At 71.6% G+C, this 18,618-nt stretch carries 20 protein-coding genes; 13 read left to right on the forward strand and 7 right to left on the reverse strand.

All coding sequences use genetic code 11. The features are described 5' to 3' along the window. Positions 1–13: 13 nt before the first annotated feature. From IEW13_RS13345 to IEW13_RS13355, 3 genes are read right to left on the reverse strand one after another with little or no spacing between them, the layout of a single operon-like run. On the reverse strand, positions 14–913 hold the full coding sequence (locus tag IEW13_RS13345) for an SURF1 family cytochrome oxidase biogenesis protein (RefSeq protein WP_188551425.1): 900 nt from the start codon (positions 911–913) through the stop codon (positions 14–16). Beyond that, on the reverse strand, positions 910–1,119 hold the full coding sequence (locus IEW13_RS13350; protein WP_188551426.1) for a hypothetical protein: 210 nt from the start codon (positions 1,117–1,119) through the stop codon (positions 910–912). Before IEW13_RS13350 ends, IEW13_RS13345 begins: the two co-directional genes overlap by 4 nt. After that, positions 1,116–1,466, reverse strand: a complete 351-nt coding sequence (locus tag IEW13_RS13355) for a DUF3099 domain-containing protein (RefSeq protein ID WP_229745164.1) — start codon at positions 1,464–1,466, stop codon at positions 1,116–1,118. The genes IEW13_RS13350 and IEW13_RS13355 overlap by 4 nt, the downstream gene beginning before the upstream one ends. Before the next feature lie 106 nt (positions 1,467–1,572). On the opposite strand from IEW13_RS13355, the gene IEW13_RS13360 reads away from it, so the two are divergent. Together IEW13_RS13360 and IEW13_RS13365 are read left to right on the forward strand one after the other, a co-directional pair. Continuing rightward, positions 1,573–2,301 carry a beta-ketoacyl-ACP reductase gene (locus IEW13_RS13360; RefSeq protein ID WP_229745165.1) on the forward strand — a complete coding sequence of 243 codons (729 nt, stop codon included), beginning with the start codon at positions 1,573–1,575 and terminating at the stop codon, positions 2,299–2,301. Between the two features lie 7 nt (positions 2,302–2,308). Further along, on the forward strand, positions 2,309–2,830 hold the full coding sequence (locus tag IEW13_RS13365; protein ID WP_188551429.1) for a SixA phosphatase family protein: 522 nt from the start codon (positions 2,309–2,311) through the stop codon (positions 2,828–2,830). Here the strand turns inward: IEW13_RS13365 and serB are convergent. Together serB and IEW13_RS13375 are read right to left on the reverse strand one after the other, a co-directional pair. Beyond that, positions 2,827–3,705: a phosphoserine phosphatase SerB gene (serB, locus tag IEW13_RS13370; protein ID WP_229745166.1), complete on the reverse strand. Its 879-nt coding sequence runs from the start codon at positions 3,703–3,705 to the stop codon at positions 2,827–2,829. The two genes, IEW13_RS13365 and serB, sit on opposite strands and share 4 nt — an antisense overlap. A 26-nt stretch (positions 3,706–3,731) precedes the next feature. Continuing rightward, positions 3,732–4,454 carry a hypothetical protein gene (locus tag IEW13_RS13375; RefSeq protein WP_188551430.1) on the reverse strand — a complete coding sequence of 241 codons (723 nt, stop codon included), beginning with the start codon at positions 4,452–4,454 and terminating at the stop codon, positions 3,732–3,734. A 38-nt stretch (positions 4,455–4,492) separates the two neighbouring features. Between IEW13_RS13375 and IEW13_RS13380 the strand changes: the two genes are divergently transcribed. From IEW13_RS13380 to IEW13_RS13405, 6 genes are all read left to right on the forward strand, one after another. After that, a complete protein-coding gene (locus IEW13_RS13380) occupies positions 4,493–5,275 on the forward strand; it encodes an ABC transporter ATP-binding protein (RefSeq protein ID WP_188551431.1) in 783 nt (260 codons plus the stop codon). A 5-nt stretch (positions 5,276–5,280) separates the two neighbouring features. Continuing rightward, positions 5,281–6,078: a sulfite exporter TauE/SafE family protein gene (locus tag IEW13_RS13385; protein WP_188551432.1), complete on the forward strand. Its 798-nt coding sequence runs from the start codon at positions 5,281–5,283 to the stop codon at positions 6,076–6,078. Beyond that, positions 6,068–6,892 (forward strand): TrmH family RNA methyltransferase, encoded by an 825-nt coding sequence (locus tag IEW13_RS13390; protein WP_188551433.1) that lies wholly within the window; start codon positions 6,068–6,070, stop codon positions 6,890–6,892. The genes IEW13_RS13385 and IEW13_RS13390 overlap by 11 nt, the downstream gene beginning before the upstream one ends. A gap of 106 nt (positions 6,893–6,998) precedes the next feature. Beyond that, the gene (locus tag IEW13_RS13395; RefSeq protein WP_188551434.1) at positions 6,999–7,811 is read left to right on the forward strand and encodes a phosphatase; all 813 of its coding nucleotides are present in this window, start codon (positions 6,999–7,001) and stop codon (positions 7,809–7,811) included. A gap of 38 nt (positions 7,812–7,849) precedes the next feature. Beyond that, the gene (locus tag IEW13_RS13400; protein WP_188551435.1) at positions 7,850–8,983 is read left to right on the forward strand and encodes a glycosyltransferase family 2 protein; all 1,134 of its coding nucleotides are present in this window, start codon (positions 7,850–7,852) and stop codon (positions 8,981–8,983) included. A 4-nt stretch (positions 8,984–8,987) separates the two neighbouring features. Beyond that, entirely contained in the window at positions 8,988–9,593 is a 606-nt protein-coding gene (locus IEW13_RS13405; protein ID WP_188551436.1) for a DNA-3-methyladenine glycosylase I, read from the forward strand. Between the two features lie 9 nt (positions 9,594–9,602). Here the strand turns inward: IEW13_RS13405 and IEW13_RS13410 are convergent, their stop codons facing one another. After that, positions 9,603–10,757 (reverse strand): DUF3866 family protein, encoded by a 1,155-nt coding sequence (locus IEW13_RS13410; RefSeq protein ID WP_188551437.1) that lies wholly within the window; start codon positions 10,755–10,757, stop codon positions 9,603–9,605. Between the two features lie 35 nt (positions 10,758–10,792). Here IEW13_RS13410 and IEW13_RS13415 point away from each other — a divergent pair, with 35 nt between their 5' ends. From IEW13_RS13415 to IEW13_RS13435, 5 genes are all read left to right on the forward strand, one after another. Then, positions 10,793–11,794: a helix-turn-helix transcriptional regulator gene (locus tag IEW13_RS13415; RefSeq protein ID WP_188551438.1), complete on the forward strand. Its 1,002-nt coding sequence runs from the start codon at positions 10,793–10,795 to the stop codon at positions 11,792–11,794. Then, complete coding sequence (locus tag IEW13_RS13420; RefSeq protein ID WP_188551439.1) at positions 11,791–12,765, forward strand: helix-turn-helix transcriptional regulator; 975 nt, start codon at positions 11,791–11,793, stop codon at positions 12,763–12,765. Before IEW13_RS13415 ends, IEW13_RS13420 begins: the two co-directional genes overlap by 4 nt. A 73-nt stretch (positions 12,766–12,838) precedes the next feature. Beyond that, the gene (tatA, locus tag IEW13_RS13425) at positions 12,839–13,132 is read left to right on the forward strand and encodes a Sec-independent protein translocase subunit TatA (RefSeq protein ID WP_188551440.1); all 294 of its coding nucleotides are present in this window, start codon (positions 12,839–12,841) and stop codon (positions 13,130–13,132) included. A gap of 4 nt (positions 13,133–13,136) precedes the next feature. Then, entirely contained in the window at positions 13,137–13,958 is an 822-nt protein-coding gene (gene tatC, locus IEW13_RS13430; RefSeq protein ID WP_308420831.1) for a twin-arginine translocase subunit TatC, read from the forward strand. After that, the gene (locus IEW13_RS13435) at positions 13,951–16,332 is read left to right on the forward strand and encodes a DEAD/DEAH box helicase (RefSeq protein WP_188551441.1); all 2,382 of its coding nucleotides are present in this window, start codon (positions 13,951–13,953) and stop codon (positions 16,330–16,332) included. The genes tatC and IEW13_RS13435 overlap by 8 nt, the downstream gene beginning before the upstream one ends. A gap of 9 nt (positions 16,333–16,341) precedes the next feature. On the opposite strand, the gene secA2 is transcribed toward IEW13_RS13435, so the two are convergent. Further along, complete coding sequence (gene secA2 / locus IEW13_RS13440) at positions 16,342–18,615, reverse strand: accessory Sec system translocase SecA2 (protein ID WP_188551519.1); 2,274 nt, start codon at positions 18,613–18,615, stop codon at positions 16,342–16,344. Between the last annotated feature and the right edge of the window lie 3 nt (positions 18,616–18,618).

An 18,618-nucleotide genomic window follows, 5' to 3' on the forward strand; every position in this document is an offset into this window, starting at 1 on the left:
CCGATGCGTCCGGCTAGCGGCGCGATTCGAGCAGCGCGTCCTCTTCCGCCTCGTCCCTGCGGTCCTTGCGCCGGCGCTCCTGGGAGGGAAGCGGGCGTGCCAGCCGCCCGGACTTGAGCTGGTCCTTGTCCACCACGACGTACTCCTGCGCCTGCGCGGCTTCGCGCTGCAGCCGGGCCTCCCGGGCGCCTTGCGCTTCCCGGCGGGCGGCGTAGACGCCGCCGGCGATCACCATCACGCCGAAGGCCAGCCACTGCATCTGATAGGACAGATGCGAGCCCTCGCTCACGCTCGGCCGCGGCATCGCCTGGAGCGGCTCGGCCGCCGGCGGCTGCTCGCTCTCCATCACGCCGTAGGCGCCCAGATAGGGCTGCTCCAGGCCGTCCACCACCGCCGGGTCGATCGCCAGCAGCGTCTCCGGAGGGTTGTCGTCGCCGCTGCCGTCCTGCGCCGGCCGGAGCCTGACGGTCACCGTCGCCTCGCCGGCGGGCGGCGCGGGCACGCTCTCCGGCGCGCCGCCGGAGGAGTCGGTCGGCACCCAGCCGCGGGAGATGAGCATCGTCGTCCCGTCCTGCAGCAGGAACGGCACCACGACCTCGAAGCCGGCCTGCTGGTTCAGCGGCCGGTTGCGGGCCAGCAGGCTGCGGTCGTCATACTGCCCGTGCAGCTCGACCCGGGTCCACTCGTCCTCCTCGGCGAGCCGGTCCTGCCGCGATGGCAGCACCTGGCTTACGTCCCGGACCGGGCCGTCGTAGTTCTCCTGGATGTGCCGGATCTCCTCCAGCCGCTGCTCGCGCCGTTCGCCCTGCCAGAAGGACAGCGCGACGCAGGCGATGACGCCCACCAGCATGAGCGCGTAATAGCGCAGCCAGCGCGCTGAGAGCAGGAACCGGTAGCGTCCCGTGCGGCTCATCCGGCTCCCTCCGGGATGTCGTCGGCGTCGCGCACCTCGCTCAGGAAGCCGCGCGCACGCAGGAAATCGGCCAGATAGCCCTCGTGCGCCGCGCAGGCGAGCCACACTTTGCGGCGCTCGGGCAGGTGCAGCGAGGGGTTGTTCCACAGCAGCGCGCGCGAGGCCGGCTCGCGGCACCCCTTCCGGGAGCACAGCAGCGCGCTCACCGGTCCAGCTCCCCGGGCTCGGTGGCAGAGCCGGCTGCGCGACCTGGCTCGTCCGTCTCCGGGCGGCGCTGCTCGAGCTGCGGGTAGACCGGCAGCTGGACGTACCCCGAGGTGGTGCCGCTGCGCTCCCGCCCGGCATTGGCGATCAGCACCGCCACCCAGGGCAGCAGCACCGCACCGGCCAGGAAGACCCAGGTCCACCAGCCCGGCGTCACGAAGGCCAGCACCAGGCACACCACGCGGATCCCCATCGTGATGAGGTACTTGCGCATGCGCAGATTGATGTCCTCCTCACCGGAGCGTGCGGCTCCGGTGATGCGGACGGTGTTCTTACTGCTCCTGGCCATGACCCTCTCACGACGATTCGGACTGCTCTCCATTGTCTCACCTCCTGCGTTACGGTGGGGAGAGATCCGCCACCGTAACGCACCAGCAAGGGAGCGAAGGAAGAACGTGAGCCACACAGACCAGGCCTTTGAACCCCGCGTCGTCCTCGTCACGGGAGGCAACCGCGGCATCGGCCGCGCCATCGCCGAGGAGTTCGTGCGTCGCGGCGACAAGGTCGCCGTCACCTCGCGCAACGGCGAGGCGCCCGAGGGCGCCCTGGCGGTCGCCGCCGACGTCACCAGCGCCGAGTCCATCGACGCCGCCGTCACCGAGGTGGAGGAGAAGCTCGGCCCGGTGACTGTGCTGGTGGCCAATGCCGGAATCACCAAGGACAACCTCCTGATGCGGATGAGCCAGGAGGAGTTCGACTCCGTCGTCGACACCAATCTCGGCGGCTCGTACCGCGCGGTGCGCCGGGTCGTGACCGGCATGATCAAGGCGCGGTTCGGCCGTATCGTGTTCATCTCCTCGGTCTCGGGCCTCTACGGCGTGGCCGGGCAGGCGAACTACTCCAGCTCCAAGGCCGCGCTCGTGGGCCTGGCCCGCTCCATCACCCGGGAGCTGGGCGGCCGGGGCATCACCGCGAATGTCGTTGCCCCGGGCTACATCCGCACCGATATGACCGATGCGCTGCCGGAGAAGCAGCAGAAGGAATACCTCTCCGTCATCCCCGCCAAGCGGTTCGGCCTGGCCGAGGAGGTCGCCAAGGTGGTGCGCTGGACCGCGAGCGACGAAGCCGCCTACATCTCCGGTGCCGTGCTGCCGGTCGACGGCGGCCTGGGCATGGGGCACTGAGGTCCTCATGCTCCGCCTGGCACTGGTCCGTCACGGCACCGCCGTCAGCGGCGCCGCCTGTGCCGACTACGACCGCCAGCTGGACGAGCGCGGCGTGCAGGAGGCCCGGGACACCGCGGCCTTCCTCGCCGAGGCGCTTCAGCCCCGTCTCGTGATCGCCTCCGCCGCCCGGCGCACCCGCCGGACCGCGGAGGCGATCCGGGACGCCTGCCCGGGGAGCCGGCTGCAACTGGACGGCACGCTGTACCAGGCCTCACCGGAGGACTGGCTCGAAGCGATCCGCCTGGCCCCGACGCAGCTAGATGCGGCGCAGCCGGCCGCGCCGCTGGTCCTGGTGGGGCACCAGCCGGTCATCTCCGCCACCGCCGCTTGGCTGGCCACCGAGGCGGAGCCGCTGATCGCCGAGCTGGGTCACTTCCCGCCGGCGACCGCGGCGCTGCTGGAGTTCGACCCGCCCGAGGCGGGCGGCTGGGACCGGCTGGAACCGGGCACCGGGAGGCTGTTGCAGGTGCGCCGCGCGGGACGCTAAGCGCCGGCGGCCAGACCTTCGGCAGCCGGGATCCGGCCGGTCAGAGCCGCGTAGACGGCGTCCATCCGGCGCAGGCGCACCTGCGCATCGGCGCGGGCGGCCAGCGCGGGCTTGGCGCAGAACGCGATCCCGAAGCCGGCCTGCGCGATCATCTCGATGTCATTGGCGCCATCGCCGATCGCGACGGTCCGTTCCACCGGCACGCCGAGCTCCGCGGCGAGCCGGCGCAGTTCCTCGGCCTTGGTGCCGGGCCCCACCAGTTCCCCGGAGAGCCGGCCGGTCAGCGTGCCGGCGGAGACCTCCAGGCGATTGGCGCGCACCCGGGTGATGCCCAGTGGCCGGACGAGCGGCTCCACCACCTCGGCGAACCCGCCGGAAACCAGCGCCACGGTGCCGCCGTCTGCCTGCACCGCGGCGACGAACTCCGGCACCCCCGGGGTGAAGCTCACCAGGCCGGACGCCTCCTGCAGGGCCCGTCCGGGCACGCCCGCCAGCAGCGCCACCCGCTCGCGCAGGCTCGCGGCGAAATCCAGTTCGCCGGCCATCGCGCGGTCGGTGATCTCCGCGACCTGCCGACGCTTGCCGACGTACCCGGCCAGGACCTCGATGACCTCCTCGTTGATCAGGGTCGAGTCGACGTCCATGAGCACCAGCCGCGGCGGGCACAGGGTGCCGGGGACCGCCAGGACATCAGTGACCGCCGGCCCTGGGCGCAGCGACGTCAGTGAGCTCAGCACGGCATCGGCCTGTGCGCTCGGGACAAGAGCTGTGGCCAGGTCGAAACCAGGGCCGCGGGTGACGGTGAACGAGGCGCCGGGGCAGAGTTCTGCCGCTGGCGGCAAGGCGGGAGAGAGCAGGCTGATGCGCGTGGTCACGCCTCGATCATACGTACCGGCGGCCGTCATGGCCTGGTGGCGGCCAGCAGTCCCTCTGCGGCCGCCTGGCTCAGCTCCCGCATCGGCGAGCCGGGCGGCAGCTCCCACGGCGAGTCGGCCAGCTGCCCGGCCAGCTCCGAGAGCCGCAGGCTCAGTTCCGCCAGTTCCACCGCCTCCGGAGCCGGGAACCAGGTGGGCAGCGGCGCCGGCAGCTCGACCGCCCCGGGCGCCACGGCGCGCTCCTGCCAGGCAGTGAGCTCGTAGCCCAGATCGTCGCCCCTTCCGACCTGCAGCAGCGCCGCCAGGACGGCTTCGCGCAGCTGGCGCATCGCCTCAGGCCCCGTGGCGGCCCCCGCCTGGTAACGGATCGGCGCGCAGGCATGCACCCGCACCGCCGGTCCCGAGACCGAGAGCACCGCGCGGGCCGTCCGGTCCGTCTCCGCCACGCAGACGGTCTCACCCAGCAGCCGTCGCCGGTCCTCCCGGCTCAGCCGCGGCAGCCCCAGCGGCCCGAGCGGGCTCGGCGGCGCCAGCCGGACGGCGGACACCCCGGCGGTGCGCATCCGGCCCAGCAGCTCGCCGAAGCCCAGGGTGCCCCCGGCAGCGCCGAAGACGTCATCGGCTCCGACCCGGGCGGTGCGGCCCAGCGCCCGGTTCCAGTGCTCGTGCAGCTCATCCACCGCCGTCCTGCCCTGCAGGACCGCGGTGGCGCCGAGCGCGAAGACGAAAGCCGGAGAATCATGGTGCATGTACTCCAGAGTAGGAGCACCGCGTTAGGCTTGAGGCCATGACGGAAGTTCTGGGTCTCGACGGGGTTTCGCTCAGGCGCGGGGAGAACGTCCTCCTCGACGACATCACACTGAGCATCAGCGAAGGCGAGCACTGGGTGGTGCTGGGGCCGAACGGCGCCGGGAAGACGACGCTGGCGGAGATCGCTGCCGGTCGTATGCACCCGAGTGCCGGCACCGCGACCATCCTGGACGAGCAGCTCGGCCGGGTGGACGTGTTCGAGCTGCGGCCGCGGATCGGCTACGCCTCCGCGGCGCTGGCCTCCCGCATCCCGCAGGGGGAGACGGTGTTCGACCTCGTCATCACCTCCGCGCACGGCGTCGTCGGCCGGTGGACCGAGGAGTACGAGGGCCAGGACGACGAGCGCGCCGAAGCGCTGCTGTGGGCGTTCGGTGTCTCGCATCTGCGCGACCGCCGGTTCGGGACGCTCTCGGAGGGGGAGAAGAAGCGGGTGCAGATCGCCCGCTCGCTGATGACCGATCCGGAGATCCTGATCCTCGACGAGCCCGCCGCCGGGCTCGATCTGGGCGGCCGCGAGGAGCTCATGCGCGCCCTCACCGAGATCATGTCCTCCAAGACCGCGCCGGTCGTGCTGATGGTCACCCACCACGTGGAGGAGATCCCGGCCGGCGCCACGCACGCGCTGCTGCTGAAGGCCGGACGCATCGTCTCAGCCGGGCCGCTGGAAGTCTCCCTCACCCCCGAGCACCTGAGCGAGACCTTCGGCCTGCCGGTCGAGGTGCATCGTGACGGCGGCCGCTTCCACGCACGGGCCGTGTAGCGGCCTTGGAGCTCGTTCCCGCGCTGCTGATCCTGCTGGCAGGGATCGGCGCCGGCGCGATCAACGCGGTCGTCGGCTCCGGCACCCTCATCACCTTCCCCGCGCTCGTCGCCTTCGGCGTGCCGCCGGTGACCGCCACGATGAGCAATGCCGTCGGCCTGGTCCCTGGCAATATCGCCTCCTCCCTCGGCTACCGCGAGGAACTGCGCGGTCAGGGCCGCAGGCTGCTGCAGCTGGCGCCTGCCTCGCTCCTGGGGGCGCTGTGCGGCGCCTGGCTGCTCCTGCACCTGCCCGAGCGGGCGTTCATCCGGATCGTGCCGGTCATGCTGATCGTCGCGCTCGTCCTCGTGGTGGTGCAGCCGCTACTGCAGCGCTGGCTGAAATCCCGCAAGGCGCACACCGACCTGCCCGCCCCCGCCGCGGAGCCGCCGCCGCTGGGCGCGGGCCGGGCCGTGCTGGTGATCCTGGCGACGTTCCTCACCGCTATTTACGGCGGCTACTTCGCCGCCGCGCAGGGCATCATCCTGATCGCCCTGTTCGGCCTGCTGCTGCCGGACTCCCTGCAGCGGATCAACGGGGCCAAGAACGTCCTCGTCCTGGTGGTCAACACGGTCGCCGCCAGCTGCTACATCATCGTCGGCCACGACCGGATCGACTGGGCGGCGGTGGGGTTGATCGCCGTCGGCTCCCTCATCGGCGGCTACTTCGGGGCGCGCCTGGGGCGCCGGTTCAACCCCATCGTGCTGCGGGCCGTCATCGTCGCGCTGGGCCTGGTGGCGCTCTGGAGGATCCTTGGCATGTGAGCCCGTCGTCATCCGGGATCCGGCCGATCCGCGGGTGGCCGACTACACCACGCTGACCGATGTGGCGCTGCGCCGTCGGACCGAGCCCGAGCGGGGCCTGTTCATGGCGGAGTCCTCCACCGTCATCCGCCGGGCCGTCGATGCCGGCCACCGGCCGCGCTCCTTCCTGATGGCGCCGAAATGGCTCGAGGGCATGGCCGATGTGCTCGGCCGCTTCCCGGACGTCCCGGTCTACACCGGTGAGGACGAGGTGCTCGAATCCCTCACCGGCTACCACCTGCACCGCGGCGCCCTGGCCGCGATGGAACGGCCCGCGCTGCCGGACGCCGCCACCCTGCTCGGCGCTGCCGGCGGGAACCGCGGCGCCCGGCGGGTGGCGGTGCTGGAGGACATCGTGGACCACACGAACGTGGGCGCGATCTTCCGTTCCGCCGCGGGCCTGGGCGTCGATGCCGTGCTGGTCACGCCCCGCTGCGCGGACCCGCTGTACCGCCGCGCGATCCGGGTGTCGATGGGCACGGTGTTCCAGGTGCCGTGGACGCGGATCGAGCCGTGGCCGGCGGGCATCGGCGTACTGCGGCAGGCGGGGTTCGCGGTGGCGGGCATGACCCTGGGCGAGGGCGCGATCACCCTGGACGAGCTGGCGGCAGAGGACCATGAGCGCCTCGCCCTGGTGTTCGGCACCGAGGGCCACGGGCTCACGCCGGCGGCGGACCGCATGCTGGACCGGCGGGTGACGATCCCGATGATGCACGGGGTGGACTCGCTCAACGTCGCGGCCTCCTCGGCGGTGGCGTTCTACGCGACGCGGTAAACGGTAGAGTGCCTGGTGGCGTTCGCGCGACCGGTCGATGCCGGTTGGCGCGAGCCGTGAGCCCGCGCCCCTGGGACAAGCCCTGCGACAAGGAGAGAACCCACGCATGACCGGCGAGCACGCACAGCTGGCAGCGGCCCTCGACGCCGCGCGGATCACCGGGAACGTCGCCACCCCGCGGGAGAACAACCTCCTGCACATACGCCGCTTCCTGGACCAGGAGGAGGGCTTCCACTTCGGCGTGGAGCTGACCCGGCACTGGGATGCCGAGAGCGTCTTCGCCCTCATGGTGGACAAAGCCGGCATCGACCCCGACCCGGATCACACTCAGGGCCAGGACACCATCTCGGCGGGAGCATGCATCGCCGCCGCCGAGCGGTACGCCGAGGTCCTCGGTGAGGCGGTCGCCGCCGGGGAACCGCTGCTCTTCGCCTCCGGTCATCCGGCCGGGATGCTGCCCGTCTACGCCTCCCTCGCCCAGGCCGCTGCCCAGGCCGGCGCCCGGGTGCTCACCCTGACTGGCGGGATCCCCGTCGACGACCGGCAGCCGGCAGGCGGGGGAGACCTGCGGCACCTCGGCGGCGTCTGGTACTGGCAGCGCCACGGCAGCGCCCTGCACACCCATGCCCCGGAGCCGATGCGCGCCCTGCTGGCCGCGCTGGCAAGGGACGGCACGGAGGAAAACACGGAGCCTGGACTCGTGATCGCCGATCACGGCTGGGCGGGGGCGGCCGGCAGCGCCGGCCTGCGCACCATCGGCGTGGCCGACTGCAACGATCCGGCGCTCTTCGTCGCCGAGGCCCAGGGACAGGTCGAGGTCTGCGTCCCGCTGGACGACAATGTGCCCTCCCAGCTCTACGCGCCACTGGCGGAGTTCATCGCCGAACGCGCGGGCCTGCCCCGGCCGCCGGTGTGGTGAATCCGCCCGGGTCCGCGGCGGCGCATAGAATCGACCCCATGGAAAACGGTCCCGCCGGCAGTCAGCACCCTGCCCCCGAATCCAGGCGGGACGCCCCGGTCCCGGCGCCGGGAAGCGGCGTGTCCTTCGTGATGCCCGTCCTGAACGAGCGCGCCTATCTGCGCCAGGCGGTCGAGACCGTGCTGCGGCAGGAGGTCGACGGTCCCGTCGAGATCGTGCTGGCGCTGGGTCCCTCCACCGACGGCACCACGGAGCTGGCCAGGGACCTGGCCGCCCAAGATCCGCGCATCGTGCTGGTCGACAACCCGGGCACCGATATCCCGATCGGCCTGAACGCCGCCATCCGGGCCAGTTCCCATCCCACCGTCGTCCGCGTCGACGCGCACTCCGAGCTGCCGCCGGGCTACGCGGCGCTGGGCCTGGAGATCCTCGCCGAGCAGCGCGCGGCCAATGTCGGCGGCGTGATGCGGGCCCATGGCAGACGTCCGTTCCAGCGCGCCGTCGCCCGCGCCTACAACTCACGCATCGGCCTCGGCGGCGCCGCCTATCACAGCGGCGGCGAGCCCGGCGAGGCCGAGTCCGCCTATCTGGGCGTCATGCGCCGCGCGGTGCTGGACGAGGTCGGCCTGTACGACGAGACCATCCGGCGCGGCGAGGACTGGGAGCTGAACCTGCGCATCCGCGAAGCCGGCTATCGGGTGTGGTTCGACCCCAGGCTCGCGGTCACCTACTGGCCCAGGGAGAGCTGGCGCCGCCTGGCCCAGCAGTTCCTGGCCACCGGCACCTGGCGCGGCGAGCTGGTCCGCCGGTACCGGCTGCGCAACGGGCTGCGCTACTTCGCGCCCCCGGCACTCGTGCTCGCGCTGCCCTGCTCGGCCGCCGTGGGAGCCCTGCAGGCTGCCGACGTCCTGACCGGGCCGGCCGCCTGGGTCGCCTCTGTCGTGCATCTTCCGGTCGGCGCCTATGCGCTGCTCATCGCCGGCGTCGCGGCCGGTCCCGGCGGCGGGGAGAGCTGGCGGGACAAGGTCTGCACGCTCGCCGTGCTCCCGACCATGCACCTGGCCTGGGGCGCCGGTTTCCTGCGCGGTGTGCTGCGCGGTGCCCGGCACACCGTCGACGGCTCACGGCTGCGTCAGGAGCGGGTGGCCGGTGCACGGCCCGAAGGGACCTGACGCCATGGACGCCGAGCGTTTCGCCCCCGATGATCTTCCCCGCTGCCCGTGGAGCGCCGGCGCCCCGGAGCTCGTGCCCTATCACGACACCGAGTGGGGGTTCCCGGTCGGGGAGGACCGCCGCCTGTTCGAGAAGCTGTGCCTGGAGACCTTCCAGGCCGGGCTGAGCTGGCGGACCATCCTGAACAAGCGCGAGGCGTTCCGGGAGGTGTTCTCGGGGTTCGACCACGCGGTGATCGCGGAGTTCGGCGAACGGGACATCGCCCGGCTGCTCGGCGACCCGCGCATCGTGCGCAACCGCGCGAAGATCGAGGCGACCATCGGCAACGCCCGCCGCATGACCGAGCTGGTGGAACGCGAAGGCTCGCTCGCGGCGTTCGTCTGGCGGTACGAACCCGCCCCGGAGGAGCTGCCGGCACCGCAGTCGGTGACCACCTCTCCGGCATCGATCGCGATGGCGAAGGAACTCAAGCGGCGCGGCTGGCGCTTTGTCGGCCCCACCACGGCCTACGCCTTCATGCAGGCGATGGGGCTGCTGAACGACCACGTCCACGGCTGCGTCGTCCGCCCCCGGGTCGACCAGGCCCGGGCGGCGTTCACCCGTCCTTAACGCCCTCGGCTAGAGCAGGCTCGCCGCGTGGCGGCCTGCGGCAGCGGCGGCGAGGAACGCGGCGGGGTCGTCCTCCAGGCCGCGGCCCATCGTGCGCAGGGCCACCGGACTGGTCTTCAAGGCGGCACCGAGTCCTTCGCAGGCCACCGGCACGATCCGGTGCCGGCCCGCCAGGGTGCGTGCTTGCTCTGCGACCAGACCGGCGAGTTCCGGCGGGCACTCCAGCCCGGGATCGCGCAGATCCGGCAGCGGGACATCGACGCCGGACTGCGCCACCTTGCCCAGGGCCGTCATGCTGTGGTGGGAGATTCCGTGGTGCCGCTCGCGCCGGTCGGCGCCGGAGACCCGCAGCACGCCGATGGGACGACCGCCCAAGACCTGCGCCGCGTTGAGGTGGTCGCCGCATACCACGCCGGAGAAACCCCAGGCTGTTCCGGTGCCCAGATTGCCGGGACCCTGAGCGACGACCGCCACCTCGGCGCCGAGCACATGCCGGGCGGCGAGCAGGCCGCTGTGCACCGTCACGGCCTCCAGATCCCCGCCGTGCGCCTGGCCCGTGCTGACGGTGCCGGCCAGCCAGCCGGCCTCTTTCAGCCCGGCCACGGCGCGGGAGAACGCCATCGGCAAGGCGGCGCCGTCGGTGAGCACATAGGCGATGCGCGTGCCCGGCCTGGCCGCCAGGACGCCAGCGGCGACCGCCGGCAGCGCGGAATGCAGATCGGCGACGAGCACCGGCATCCCCTCCAGCGACCCGGCTGCGGCGAGGGCCTCGTGATGCTCGGACTCCTGATCGTCCACGCCGAGCACCATGGTCTGCAGCGGGGAATACCTGTCCTTCACCAGATGCCCGGGGCCCGGGGGAGGATCGGCGGGCAGGCGGTCAGGGATCGCCACCACGAGCGCGAAACCCCCTGTGCCGAGCCGGCGGGCCAGGGAGGAGACGTTGAGCAGCACCCGATCACCGGGCTCCGGGGAGCCGACGAGGTCCGTATAGGCCAGTGCCCGGACGGACTCCGGCTCCCCGCCGCGGCCCGGCTCATCGTGCTCGCCGGGCTCACTGGCGGGCGCGGCCGGCAGCGGTGCCTCAAGCCGCGCGGCCACCTCCCGCACCCCCGGCCACTCGCTCCGGATAGCCGTCACCTGTGCGCTGCGCCAATGGATCACGCCGTCATGCTACCGCCCGTAGTACCGTGGAAGACGTGAGTGATCGCGGGGACCGGACCGAGCGTCTGCTCAATGTGCTGATCGCGCTGCGATCCACTTCCACCTGGATCAGCCGCGCCCAGTTGCGGGAGTCCATCGACGGCTACCGGGAGCTCTCGGACCAGGCTTTCGACCGGCAGTTCAGCCGGGACAAGAAGACGCTGCGCGATCTCGGCGTGAACATCCTCACCCGGGAGCACGACGACTTCTTCGGCGAGGACGAATCGGACTCCGGCTATCGCATCGCCGACTCCGGCTACGAGCTGCCGCCGCTGAGTTTCACGCCCGCCGAGGCCGCCGTCATCGCCGCTGCGGCGGGCATCTGGCGGCAGGCGGCGCTGGGGCAGCACGCCGAACGCGCCCTGACCAAGCTCAAGGCGCTCGGGGTGGAGTTCTCCGCCGAGGCGCTGGGCGGGATCACGATGTTCGGCCATCAGCCGGAGCCGTCCTTCACCCCGGTGTACGAGGCGGTGCGTGACGGCCAGGCGATCGGCTTCTCCTACCGCAAACCCCGTCAGGGACCGCAGCCGCGCCGGGTGGAGCCATGGGGTCTGCTGACCCGCCGGGGCACGAGCTACCTCTACGGCCGGGACCTCGATCGCCAGGCGCCGCGGCTGTTCCGCCTGGACCGCATCGCAGGCACGGTGAAACCGCTGCCGGGGCGCCGTGGCGGCGATTACGAGCGCCCCGAGCAGATCGATTTCCGCGCGCTGCTGCCGCGCATGCAGGCGGAGGAGGAGCAGAGCCGGGCGGTGCTGCGGTTGGCGCCCGGCAGAGGCGCCGCCCTCCGCCGGCGCGGGACGGTGCAGCCGGACGATCCGGATGTGGTGCGGCTGGGCTACCGGGACGAAACCGCCTTCGCCGCCGAGCTGGCCGCCTACGGCGCCGATGTCCGGGTGCTGGAGCCGGAGACGCTGCGCGACGCGCTCGATCGGCACCTGGCCGCGGTCGAGCGCCGGCTGGCGGCCCTGGTCGAGGGAGAGGAACCGGCCCGATGAGTGCCGACGCCGCAGGCCGCCTGACCCGCCTGATCAGCCTGGTGCCGTGGCTGGTGGAGCATCCCGGGGCGTCCCGCGCGGAGACCGCCGCCCGGTTCGGCATCACGGAGGAGCAGCTGGAGGAGGACCTGAACCTGCTGTTCCTCTCCGGCCGCCCCGGCCATATGCCCGACGACCTCATCGACGTCATCCGCGACGGCGACCGGATCTACGTGGAGAACGCCCAGGAACTGTCCGTGCCGGCCCGGCTCTCCGCCGACGAGGCGAGCGCCCTGCTGGTGGCGCTGCGGGCGCTGCGCGGCTCCGCGCTGGCCGCCGAGCACCTCGACGCACTCGATTCGGCGGAGGAGAAGCTGCGCGTGGCGGCGGGCGAGGGCGCGGCCACCGCGCTGGACCTGGAGCTCCCGCCGGAGGATCCCGCCGTGCAGCGAGCGCTCGCCCGTGCCGTCGAACGGGGCGAGGCGCTGCGGATCAGCTATCACGTGGCGGCCCGCGACGAGATGACCGAGCGGATCGTCTCGCCGCAGCGGCTCCTGGTGGCCGACGGCACCTGGTACGTCGATGCGTGGTGTCACACCTCCGGGGGAGACCGCCGGTTCCGGCTCGATGCCATCCACGCGCTGGAGCCCGTACGCGCACCGGCAGCACCCGCGGCTCCGGATCGCGCAGATCGATCAGCGCGCCGGCGCACCGACCTGCTGCCCGGTGCCAGCCGCACCAGCCGGCGGGTGCGGCTGAGGCTGGCGCCGGAACGGGCCTATCTGGCCGAGCGGATCCCGGCGCGGACCCGCGAGCACGCCGACGACGGATCGCTCACCCTGGAGCTGACGATCGTCGAGCCGGAGTGGCTGCACCGTTTCCTGCTCCAGCACGGCGACGCGGTCCTGGAGGTCTCCCCGCCCGAGGCCGCCGCCGAGGCGCTGCGCCGGATCCGCAGCCGCCGTGCCGGTGAGGAGAGCAGCGACGGATGAGCGGAGACCTGCGGCGAAGGAGAGCCGTGAGGGCGTACAATGGAAGGCGTTCCACACTGCGCAAGGAGAGCCGATGCGACCAGAGCCCATCCACATCATCATCCTGCTGATCGTGGTGCTGATCATCTTCGGCGCCCCCAAGCTGCCGATGATCGCGAAGAACATCGGCAAATCGATGAAGATCTTCAAGTCCGAGGTCAAGGACCTGCGGGACGACAACGGATCCACCGATAGCGAGGACACGCGGGCACTGACGGACACCACGCCGGCCTCGGCGGAGGACGAGCTCGGGCGGCCGGGGTCCTCGCAGGCATCGCAGCCGACCCAGCAGCCCTCGCAGGACAGCGCGCCGCGCCGCGACAGCTGACCCGGTGCGCAAGCCCACTGCGCGCAGGAAGCGAGACCCCGAAGGCCGGATGCCGCTCAAGGCGCATCTGGTCGAGCTGCGCAACAGGCTGATCATCGCGGCCATCGCCCTGGTGGCCGGTGCCGTGGCCGGATGGTTCTTCTACGATCCGGTGCTCCAGCTGCTCATGCTGCCGATCGAGGACGTGGCGGCGCAGGACGGCAGGAACGCCGAGCTGAACTTCGCCGGTGTCGTCTCGCCCTTCGATCTGAAGGTGAAGGTCTCTCTTTTCATCGGCGCCTTCGTCTCCTCGCCCATGTGGCTCTACCAGGTATGGGCGTTCGTTGTGCCGGGCCTGACCCGGCGGGAGAAGCGCTACACCCTCGGGTTCCTGGCCGCCGCCATCCCGCTGTTCCTGGCCGGCACCGGACTGGCGTTCTTCGCCCTGCCGAACGCGATCCGCGCGCTCACCGCCTTCACCCCGACCGGTGCGTCGAACTTCATCCAGGCCGATCAGTATCTGTCGTTCGTGATGCTGATCATCCTGGTCTTCGGCGTGGCCTTCGTGCTTCCGGTGCTGCTCTTCGGGCTCAATCTGATGGGGATCCTGAGCGCCAGGACGATTGCCCGGCATTGGCGATGGATCGTCATGCTGGTGTTCGTCTTCGCTGCGATCGCCACCCCGGCGCCCGATGCTCTCTCCATGTTCTTCCTGGTGATTCCCATGATGGCGCTGTTCGCGCTGTCCTGGGTGCTGTGCTGGCTCAACGACCGCCGGCGCAAGAAGCGCGCCATCGCGGAGGGCACCTGGGTCGATCCGGACGACGGCCTGGAGGACGATGACTGATCAGGATCTCTCCCCGGCGGAGCGGTACGCCCGGGCACGCGAACGCCAGGCGCGGCTGCGCACCGGCTTCGGCGCGTTCGAAGCAGGACTGGGCTTCGAAGCGGACGAGTTCCAGCGCCGTGCCGGTCAGGCGCTGGAGGACGGCACCTCGGTGCTGGTCGCCGCGCCGACCGGCGCGGGCAAGACGGTGGTCGCGGAGTTCGCCGTGCGGCTCGCCCTGGACGAGGGCCGCCGCCTGTTCTACACCGCCCCCATCAAGGCGCTCAGCAACCAGAAGTTCCACGAACTGGCGGCGGTGCACGGTGCCGAGCGGGTGGGGCTGCTCACGGGTGACACGGTCGTCAACGGCGACGCGCAGATCGTGGTCATGACCACCGAAGTCCTGAGGAACATGATCTACGAGGGCTCCAGCCGCCTGGAGTCGCTGGGCTTCGTGGTGCTGGACGAGGTCCACTACCTGGCCGACCGCTTCCGCGGCCCGGTCTGGGAGGAAGTCATCATCATGCTGCCGGACCACGTCCGGCTCGTCTCGCTGTCCGCCACCGTCTCCAACGCCGAGGAGTTCGGCGCCTGGCTGGCGGAGGTCCGCGGCGAGACGGAGGTGATCGTCTCCGAACGCCGGCCGGTACCGCTCTACCACCACATCATGGTCGGCGACCGCGTCTACGACATGTTCGGCCGCGACGGCAAGCCCAATCCCGCGCTCAAGCGGTTCACGCCGCGGCCGGGCGGCTACCGCGGCCACGGGCCGGGCCGTGACAGAGGCCGGCACCGGGACCGCGGCAGGGACCGCAGCCGCGCGCAGCGGGACCGGCTGCCGCGCCGGGCCAGCCGCGTCCAGGTCATCGAGGAGCTGCGCGGCCGGGGTCTGCTGCCGGCCATCACCTTCATCTTCTCCCGGAACGGCTGCGATGAGGCCGTGACCCAGTGCCTCGCCGCCGGGGTGCTGCTGACCGACCGGGAGGACCGGGCGCGGATCCAGGAGCGGCTGGACGCCCTGGCCGGGACCCTGGAGGAAGCGGACCTGGGCGTGCTGGGCTTCGCGACCTTCAGCCAGGGACTGCTCGCCGGCGTCGCGGCGCATCACGCCGGGATGCTCCCGCAGTTCAAGCAGCTGGTGGAGCAGCTCTTCCAGGAGGGGCTGCTCTCCGTGGTCTTCGCCACCGAGACCCTCGCCCTGGGCATCAACATGCCGGCCCGCACGGTCGTGCTGGAGCAGCTGACCAAGTTCAACGGGGAGACCCACGCGACCATCACGCCCGGCGAGTTCACCCAGCTGACCGGCCGCGCGGGGCGCCGCGGCATCGACGTGGAGGGCCACGCCCTGGTGGTGTGGAACCCGCAGCTGGACCCGGCGGAGGCGGCGGGACTGGCGGTCAAGCGCAGTTACCGCCTGGTCTCCAGCTTCCGGCCGACCTACAACATGGCGGCCAATCTCGCGACCCGGCTCAGCGACGAGGAGGCGGAGACGGTCCTGGAGACCTCCTTCGCCCAGTTCCAGGCGGACCGTGGGGTCGTCGGCCTGGCCAAGCGCGTGCGCAAGAACGAGGAGGCGCTGGAGTCCTACGCCGGCAATATGGAGTGCGAACGCGGCGACTTCGCCGAGTACCACCGGCTGCGCCGGCAGCTCAGCGCCGCGGAACGACAGGGCCGAGGCGGCGGGGACCGGGAAGCGCGGGAGCGTCGCCGGCAGGACCTGCTGCTGGCGCTGCGGGCACATCCCTGTCACGGGTGCCCGGACCGCGAACGGCACGCCCGCTGGGCGGACCGCTGGTGGAAGCTGCGCAAGGACACCGACTCCCTGATCCGGCAGATCGAGGGACGCACCTCGTCGATCGCGAAGGTCTACCGCCGGGTGTGCGCGGTGCTGGAAGCGCTGGAGTTCCTGCCGGACAACCTGAGCCAGATCATCCGCATCTACGGCGAACGGGATCTGCTCACCGCGCTCAGCGTCCGCGAGGGCGTCTGGGACGGCCTGGGCCCGGCGGAGGCCGCCGGGCTGGCCGCGGCGCTCGTGTACCAGCCACGCCGGGACGATGCCGCGCTGCCCGAGCGATACCCCACAGAACGGCTCACCGAGGCGCTCGAGCGGGTGTTCCGGCTCTGGAGCCAGGTCGAGGATCTGGAGGAGCAGCACCGCCTGCCGCGCACGCCCCGGCCAGAGCCCGGACTGGTCTGGCCGGTTTACCGGTGGGCGCAGGGCAGGAGCCTGGAAGGCGTGCTGCGCCGCGGGGACATGGCCGCGGGTGACTTCGTGCGCTGGGCCAAGCAGACGGTCGACCTGCTCGACCAGATCGCTCAGGTCGCGGAGCCGGGCACCCGCGGGGTCCTGGAAGCGGCCATCGACGCCGTCCGCCGCGGCGTCGTGATCTGAGACTGGACGTCAGCCGCGGATCTTCTTCACGATCGTCTCGATGTCCGAGCCGAAGGCCGACTCCGTGGTCAGATACGTCCAGGTCGAACTCGGCCGCTTCATCCCCAACGTGGGCAGATCGACGCCCTCCGAGGTGAACTCGGCCTCCCGCAGGGCCTCTACCGAGGCGTCGAGCACATCGGGCCAGAAGCTGTTGAACGCCGCGATCGATTCGGTATTGAACGCCTCGTGCGGGCGCTCCCGCGCTAGCGTGCGCAGGTGGATGCCCTCCCGCAGGTCGTTGAGGAACGCCAGATGCTCCACCCAGCGCGAGTCGAGCTGGAACAGGAGAGTCTGCCGGATCGTCTCGTCCAGCACGTTCGCGCCGTCCTCGCCGATGGTCTCCTCGATCTCCTTCACTCGGTCCGCGCCCAGGCCCTCACGGACCTCGGTGATGCCGTCCTCGCCGGCGCGGATCCCGGCGCGCCGCTGCAGCACCAGTTCGCGCTGCTTGGCCATCAGCTGGGTGAAGCGCCAGGTGTCCCGGTGCACCGCTGTGTTCTCGCCCTCGGCGATCCGCTGGGCGTGCTCCACGAGCGCGGCCGCCCGGCGGTTGTCGATCCGGCCGTGTTCATCACCCTCGGTGACGAAACGCTGAGCCTCCGGCACGCGCGTCATCAGATCGTCCTCCAGCGAGGTGAAGAACACTGAGGTGCCCGGATCGCCCTGGCGCCCGGCGCGCCCGCGCAGCTGATCGTCCAGCCGCGAGCTGGGATAGCGCCCGGCGCCGATGACCAGCAGGCCGCCCGCCTCGACGACGTCCTCGCCGCCGAGCCGGATATCGGTGCCGCGGCCGGCCATCTGCGTGGAGACCGTCACGGCGCCGCGCTGGCCGGCGCGGGCGATGATCTCCGCCTCCCGGGAGTCGTCCTTGGCGTTGAGCACCTGCGGCTCGATGCCGCGGGCCGCGAGCTTCTCCGCCAGGCTCTCGCTCTCAGCGACGCTGCGGGTGCCGATGAGGATCGGACGGCCGCTGCGGTGCTGCTCCACGACCTCCTCGATGATGGCCTTCTCCTTGGACGACTGCAGCGTGTAGAGCCGGTCCGGCTCGTCGACCCGTTGCACGGGGAGGTGAGGCTCGATGCGGGCGATCTCCAGCTCGTAGAACTCCCGCAGATCGTCCCCGACGGCCACCGCCGTGCCCGTCATCCCGCAGATCGTCGAGTAACCCATGATGAGCTCCTCGACGGTGATCTGGTCCAGGATCTCGCCGCTGACGCTCGTGGCCAGCCGCTCCTTCGCCTCCACGGCGGCCTGCAGGCCGTCGGGCCAGCGCTGGAGGTTGGCCACGCGCCCGCGGGATTCGCTGATCAGCTTCACCTCGCCGTCGACCACGAGGTAGTCCACGTCCTTGGTCACGAGCGCCTTGGCGTAGAGCGCCAGGTTCACCGCGGCGAGCGTCTGGGCGTCCTCGCCGTACAGCTCGACCTCCAGCCGGCTCTCGACCAGGTCGGTGCCGGCCGGGGTGAGCGAAACGGCGCGACGGTCCTCGGACACCTCGTAGTGCTCGCCCTCGTGCATGCTCTCCACCAGCGCGGCGATGGCGGCGTCGGCCTCCTCGACCTCTGTGGAGCCGGCCAGGACGAGCGGTACGCGGGCCTCGTCGATCAGGATGGAGTCGGCCTCGTCGACGATCACGACATCGCGCGCGCCGATCCGCTGCTCCTCGTCCTCGGTGATGAACCGGTCGCGCAGCACGTCGAAACCGATCTCGGTGACGGCGCCGTAGACGATCTCCTTGGCATAGGCGGCCTGCCTGGCCTCCCGGTCGAGGGCCGAGGTCACGCTCCCGGACTCGACGCCCAGCAGCTGCAGCAGCGGGCGCATCCAGTCGTGGTCGCGGTCGGCCAGGTAGTCGTTGACGCTGAGCACGTGCACGGTGCGGCCCTGCAGCGCATAGCCGGCGGCGGCCATCGCACCGATGAGGGTCTTGCCTTCACCGGTGGCCATCTCCACGACGTGTCCTTCGAGCAGGCCGATCAGGCCCAGGACCTGCGTGTCGTAGGCGCGTTCGCCCAGGGTACGCTCGCCGGCCTCCCGGGCGAGCGCGGCGAAGCGGTAGATGGCCTCGCGTCCGTCATAGCCGGTGAAGACCTCGCCGGCGGCGGCGGTGAGCTCCTCGTCCCCGAGCCCGGCGATCTCCTCGCCGAGCTTCTCGATGACCGGCAGCTGGGCGCGGTGCCGGTCCATCCGGCGGGTGACCTCGGTTCCCGGGCGGTTGAGCAGTTTGGCGAAGAATCCCATCGC

This window comes from Sediminivirga luteola (assembly GCF_014639315.1).
Classification (GTDB): domain Bacteria; phylum Actinomycetota; class Actinomycetes; order Actinomycetales; family Brevibacteriaceae; genus Sediminivirga; species Sediminivirga luteola.

Bases quoted from the DNA above. Each gene is read 5' to 3' on its own strand.
- IEW13_RS13435 (WP_188551441.1), top strand. From the start codon at position 13,951: ATGACTGATCAGGATCTCTCCCCGGCGGAGCGGTACGCCCGGGCACGC.
- tatA (WP_188551440.1), top strand. From the start codon at position 12,839: ATGCGACCAGAGCCCATCCACATCATCATCCTGCTGATCGTGGTGCTG.
- IEW13_RS13405 (WP_188551436.1), top strand. From the start codon at position 8,988: ATGGACGCCGAGCGTTTCGCCCCCGATGATCTTCCCCGCTGCCCGTGG.
- secA2 (WP_188551519.1), bottom strand. From the start codon at position 18,615: ATGGGATTCTTCGCCAAACTGCTCAACCGCCCGGGAACCGAGGTCACC.
- IEW13_RS13380 (WP_188551431.1), top strand. From the start codon at position 4,493: ATGACGGAAGTTCTGGGTCTCGACGGGGTTTCGCTCAGGCGCGGGGAG.
- IEW13_RS13345 (WP_188551425.1), bottom strand. From the start codon at position 913: ATGAGCCGCACGGGACGCTACCGGTTCCTGCTCTCAGCGCGCTGGCTG.
- IEW13_RS13375 (WP_188551430.1), bottom strand. From the start codon at position 4,454: ATGCACCATGATTCTCCGGCTTTCGTCTTCGCGCTCGGCGCCACCGCG.
- IEW13_RS13420 (WP_188551439.1), top strand. From the start codon at position 11,791: ATGAGTGCCGACGCCGCAGGCCGCCTGACCCGCCTGATCAGCCTGGTG.
- IEW13_RS13400 (WP_188551435.1), top strand. From the start codon at position 7,850: ATGGAAAACGGTCCCGCCGGCAGTCAGCACCCTGCCCCCGAATCCAGG.
- IEW13_RS13355 (WP_229745164.1), bottom strand. From the start codon at position 1,466: ATGGCCAGGAGCAGTAAGAACACCGTCCGCATCACCGGAGCCGCACGC.
- IEW13_RS13395 (WP_188551434.1), top strand. From the start codon at position 6,999: ATGACCGGCGAGCACGCACAGCTGGCAGCGGCCCTCGACGCCGCGCGG.
- IEW13_RS13365 (WP_188551429.1), top strand. From the start codon at position 2,309: ATGCTCCGCCTGGCACTGGTCCGTCACGGCACCGCCGTCAGCGGCGCC.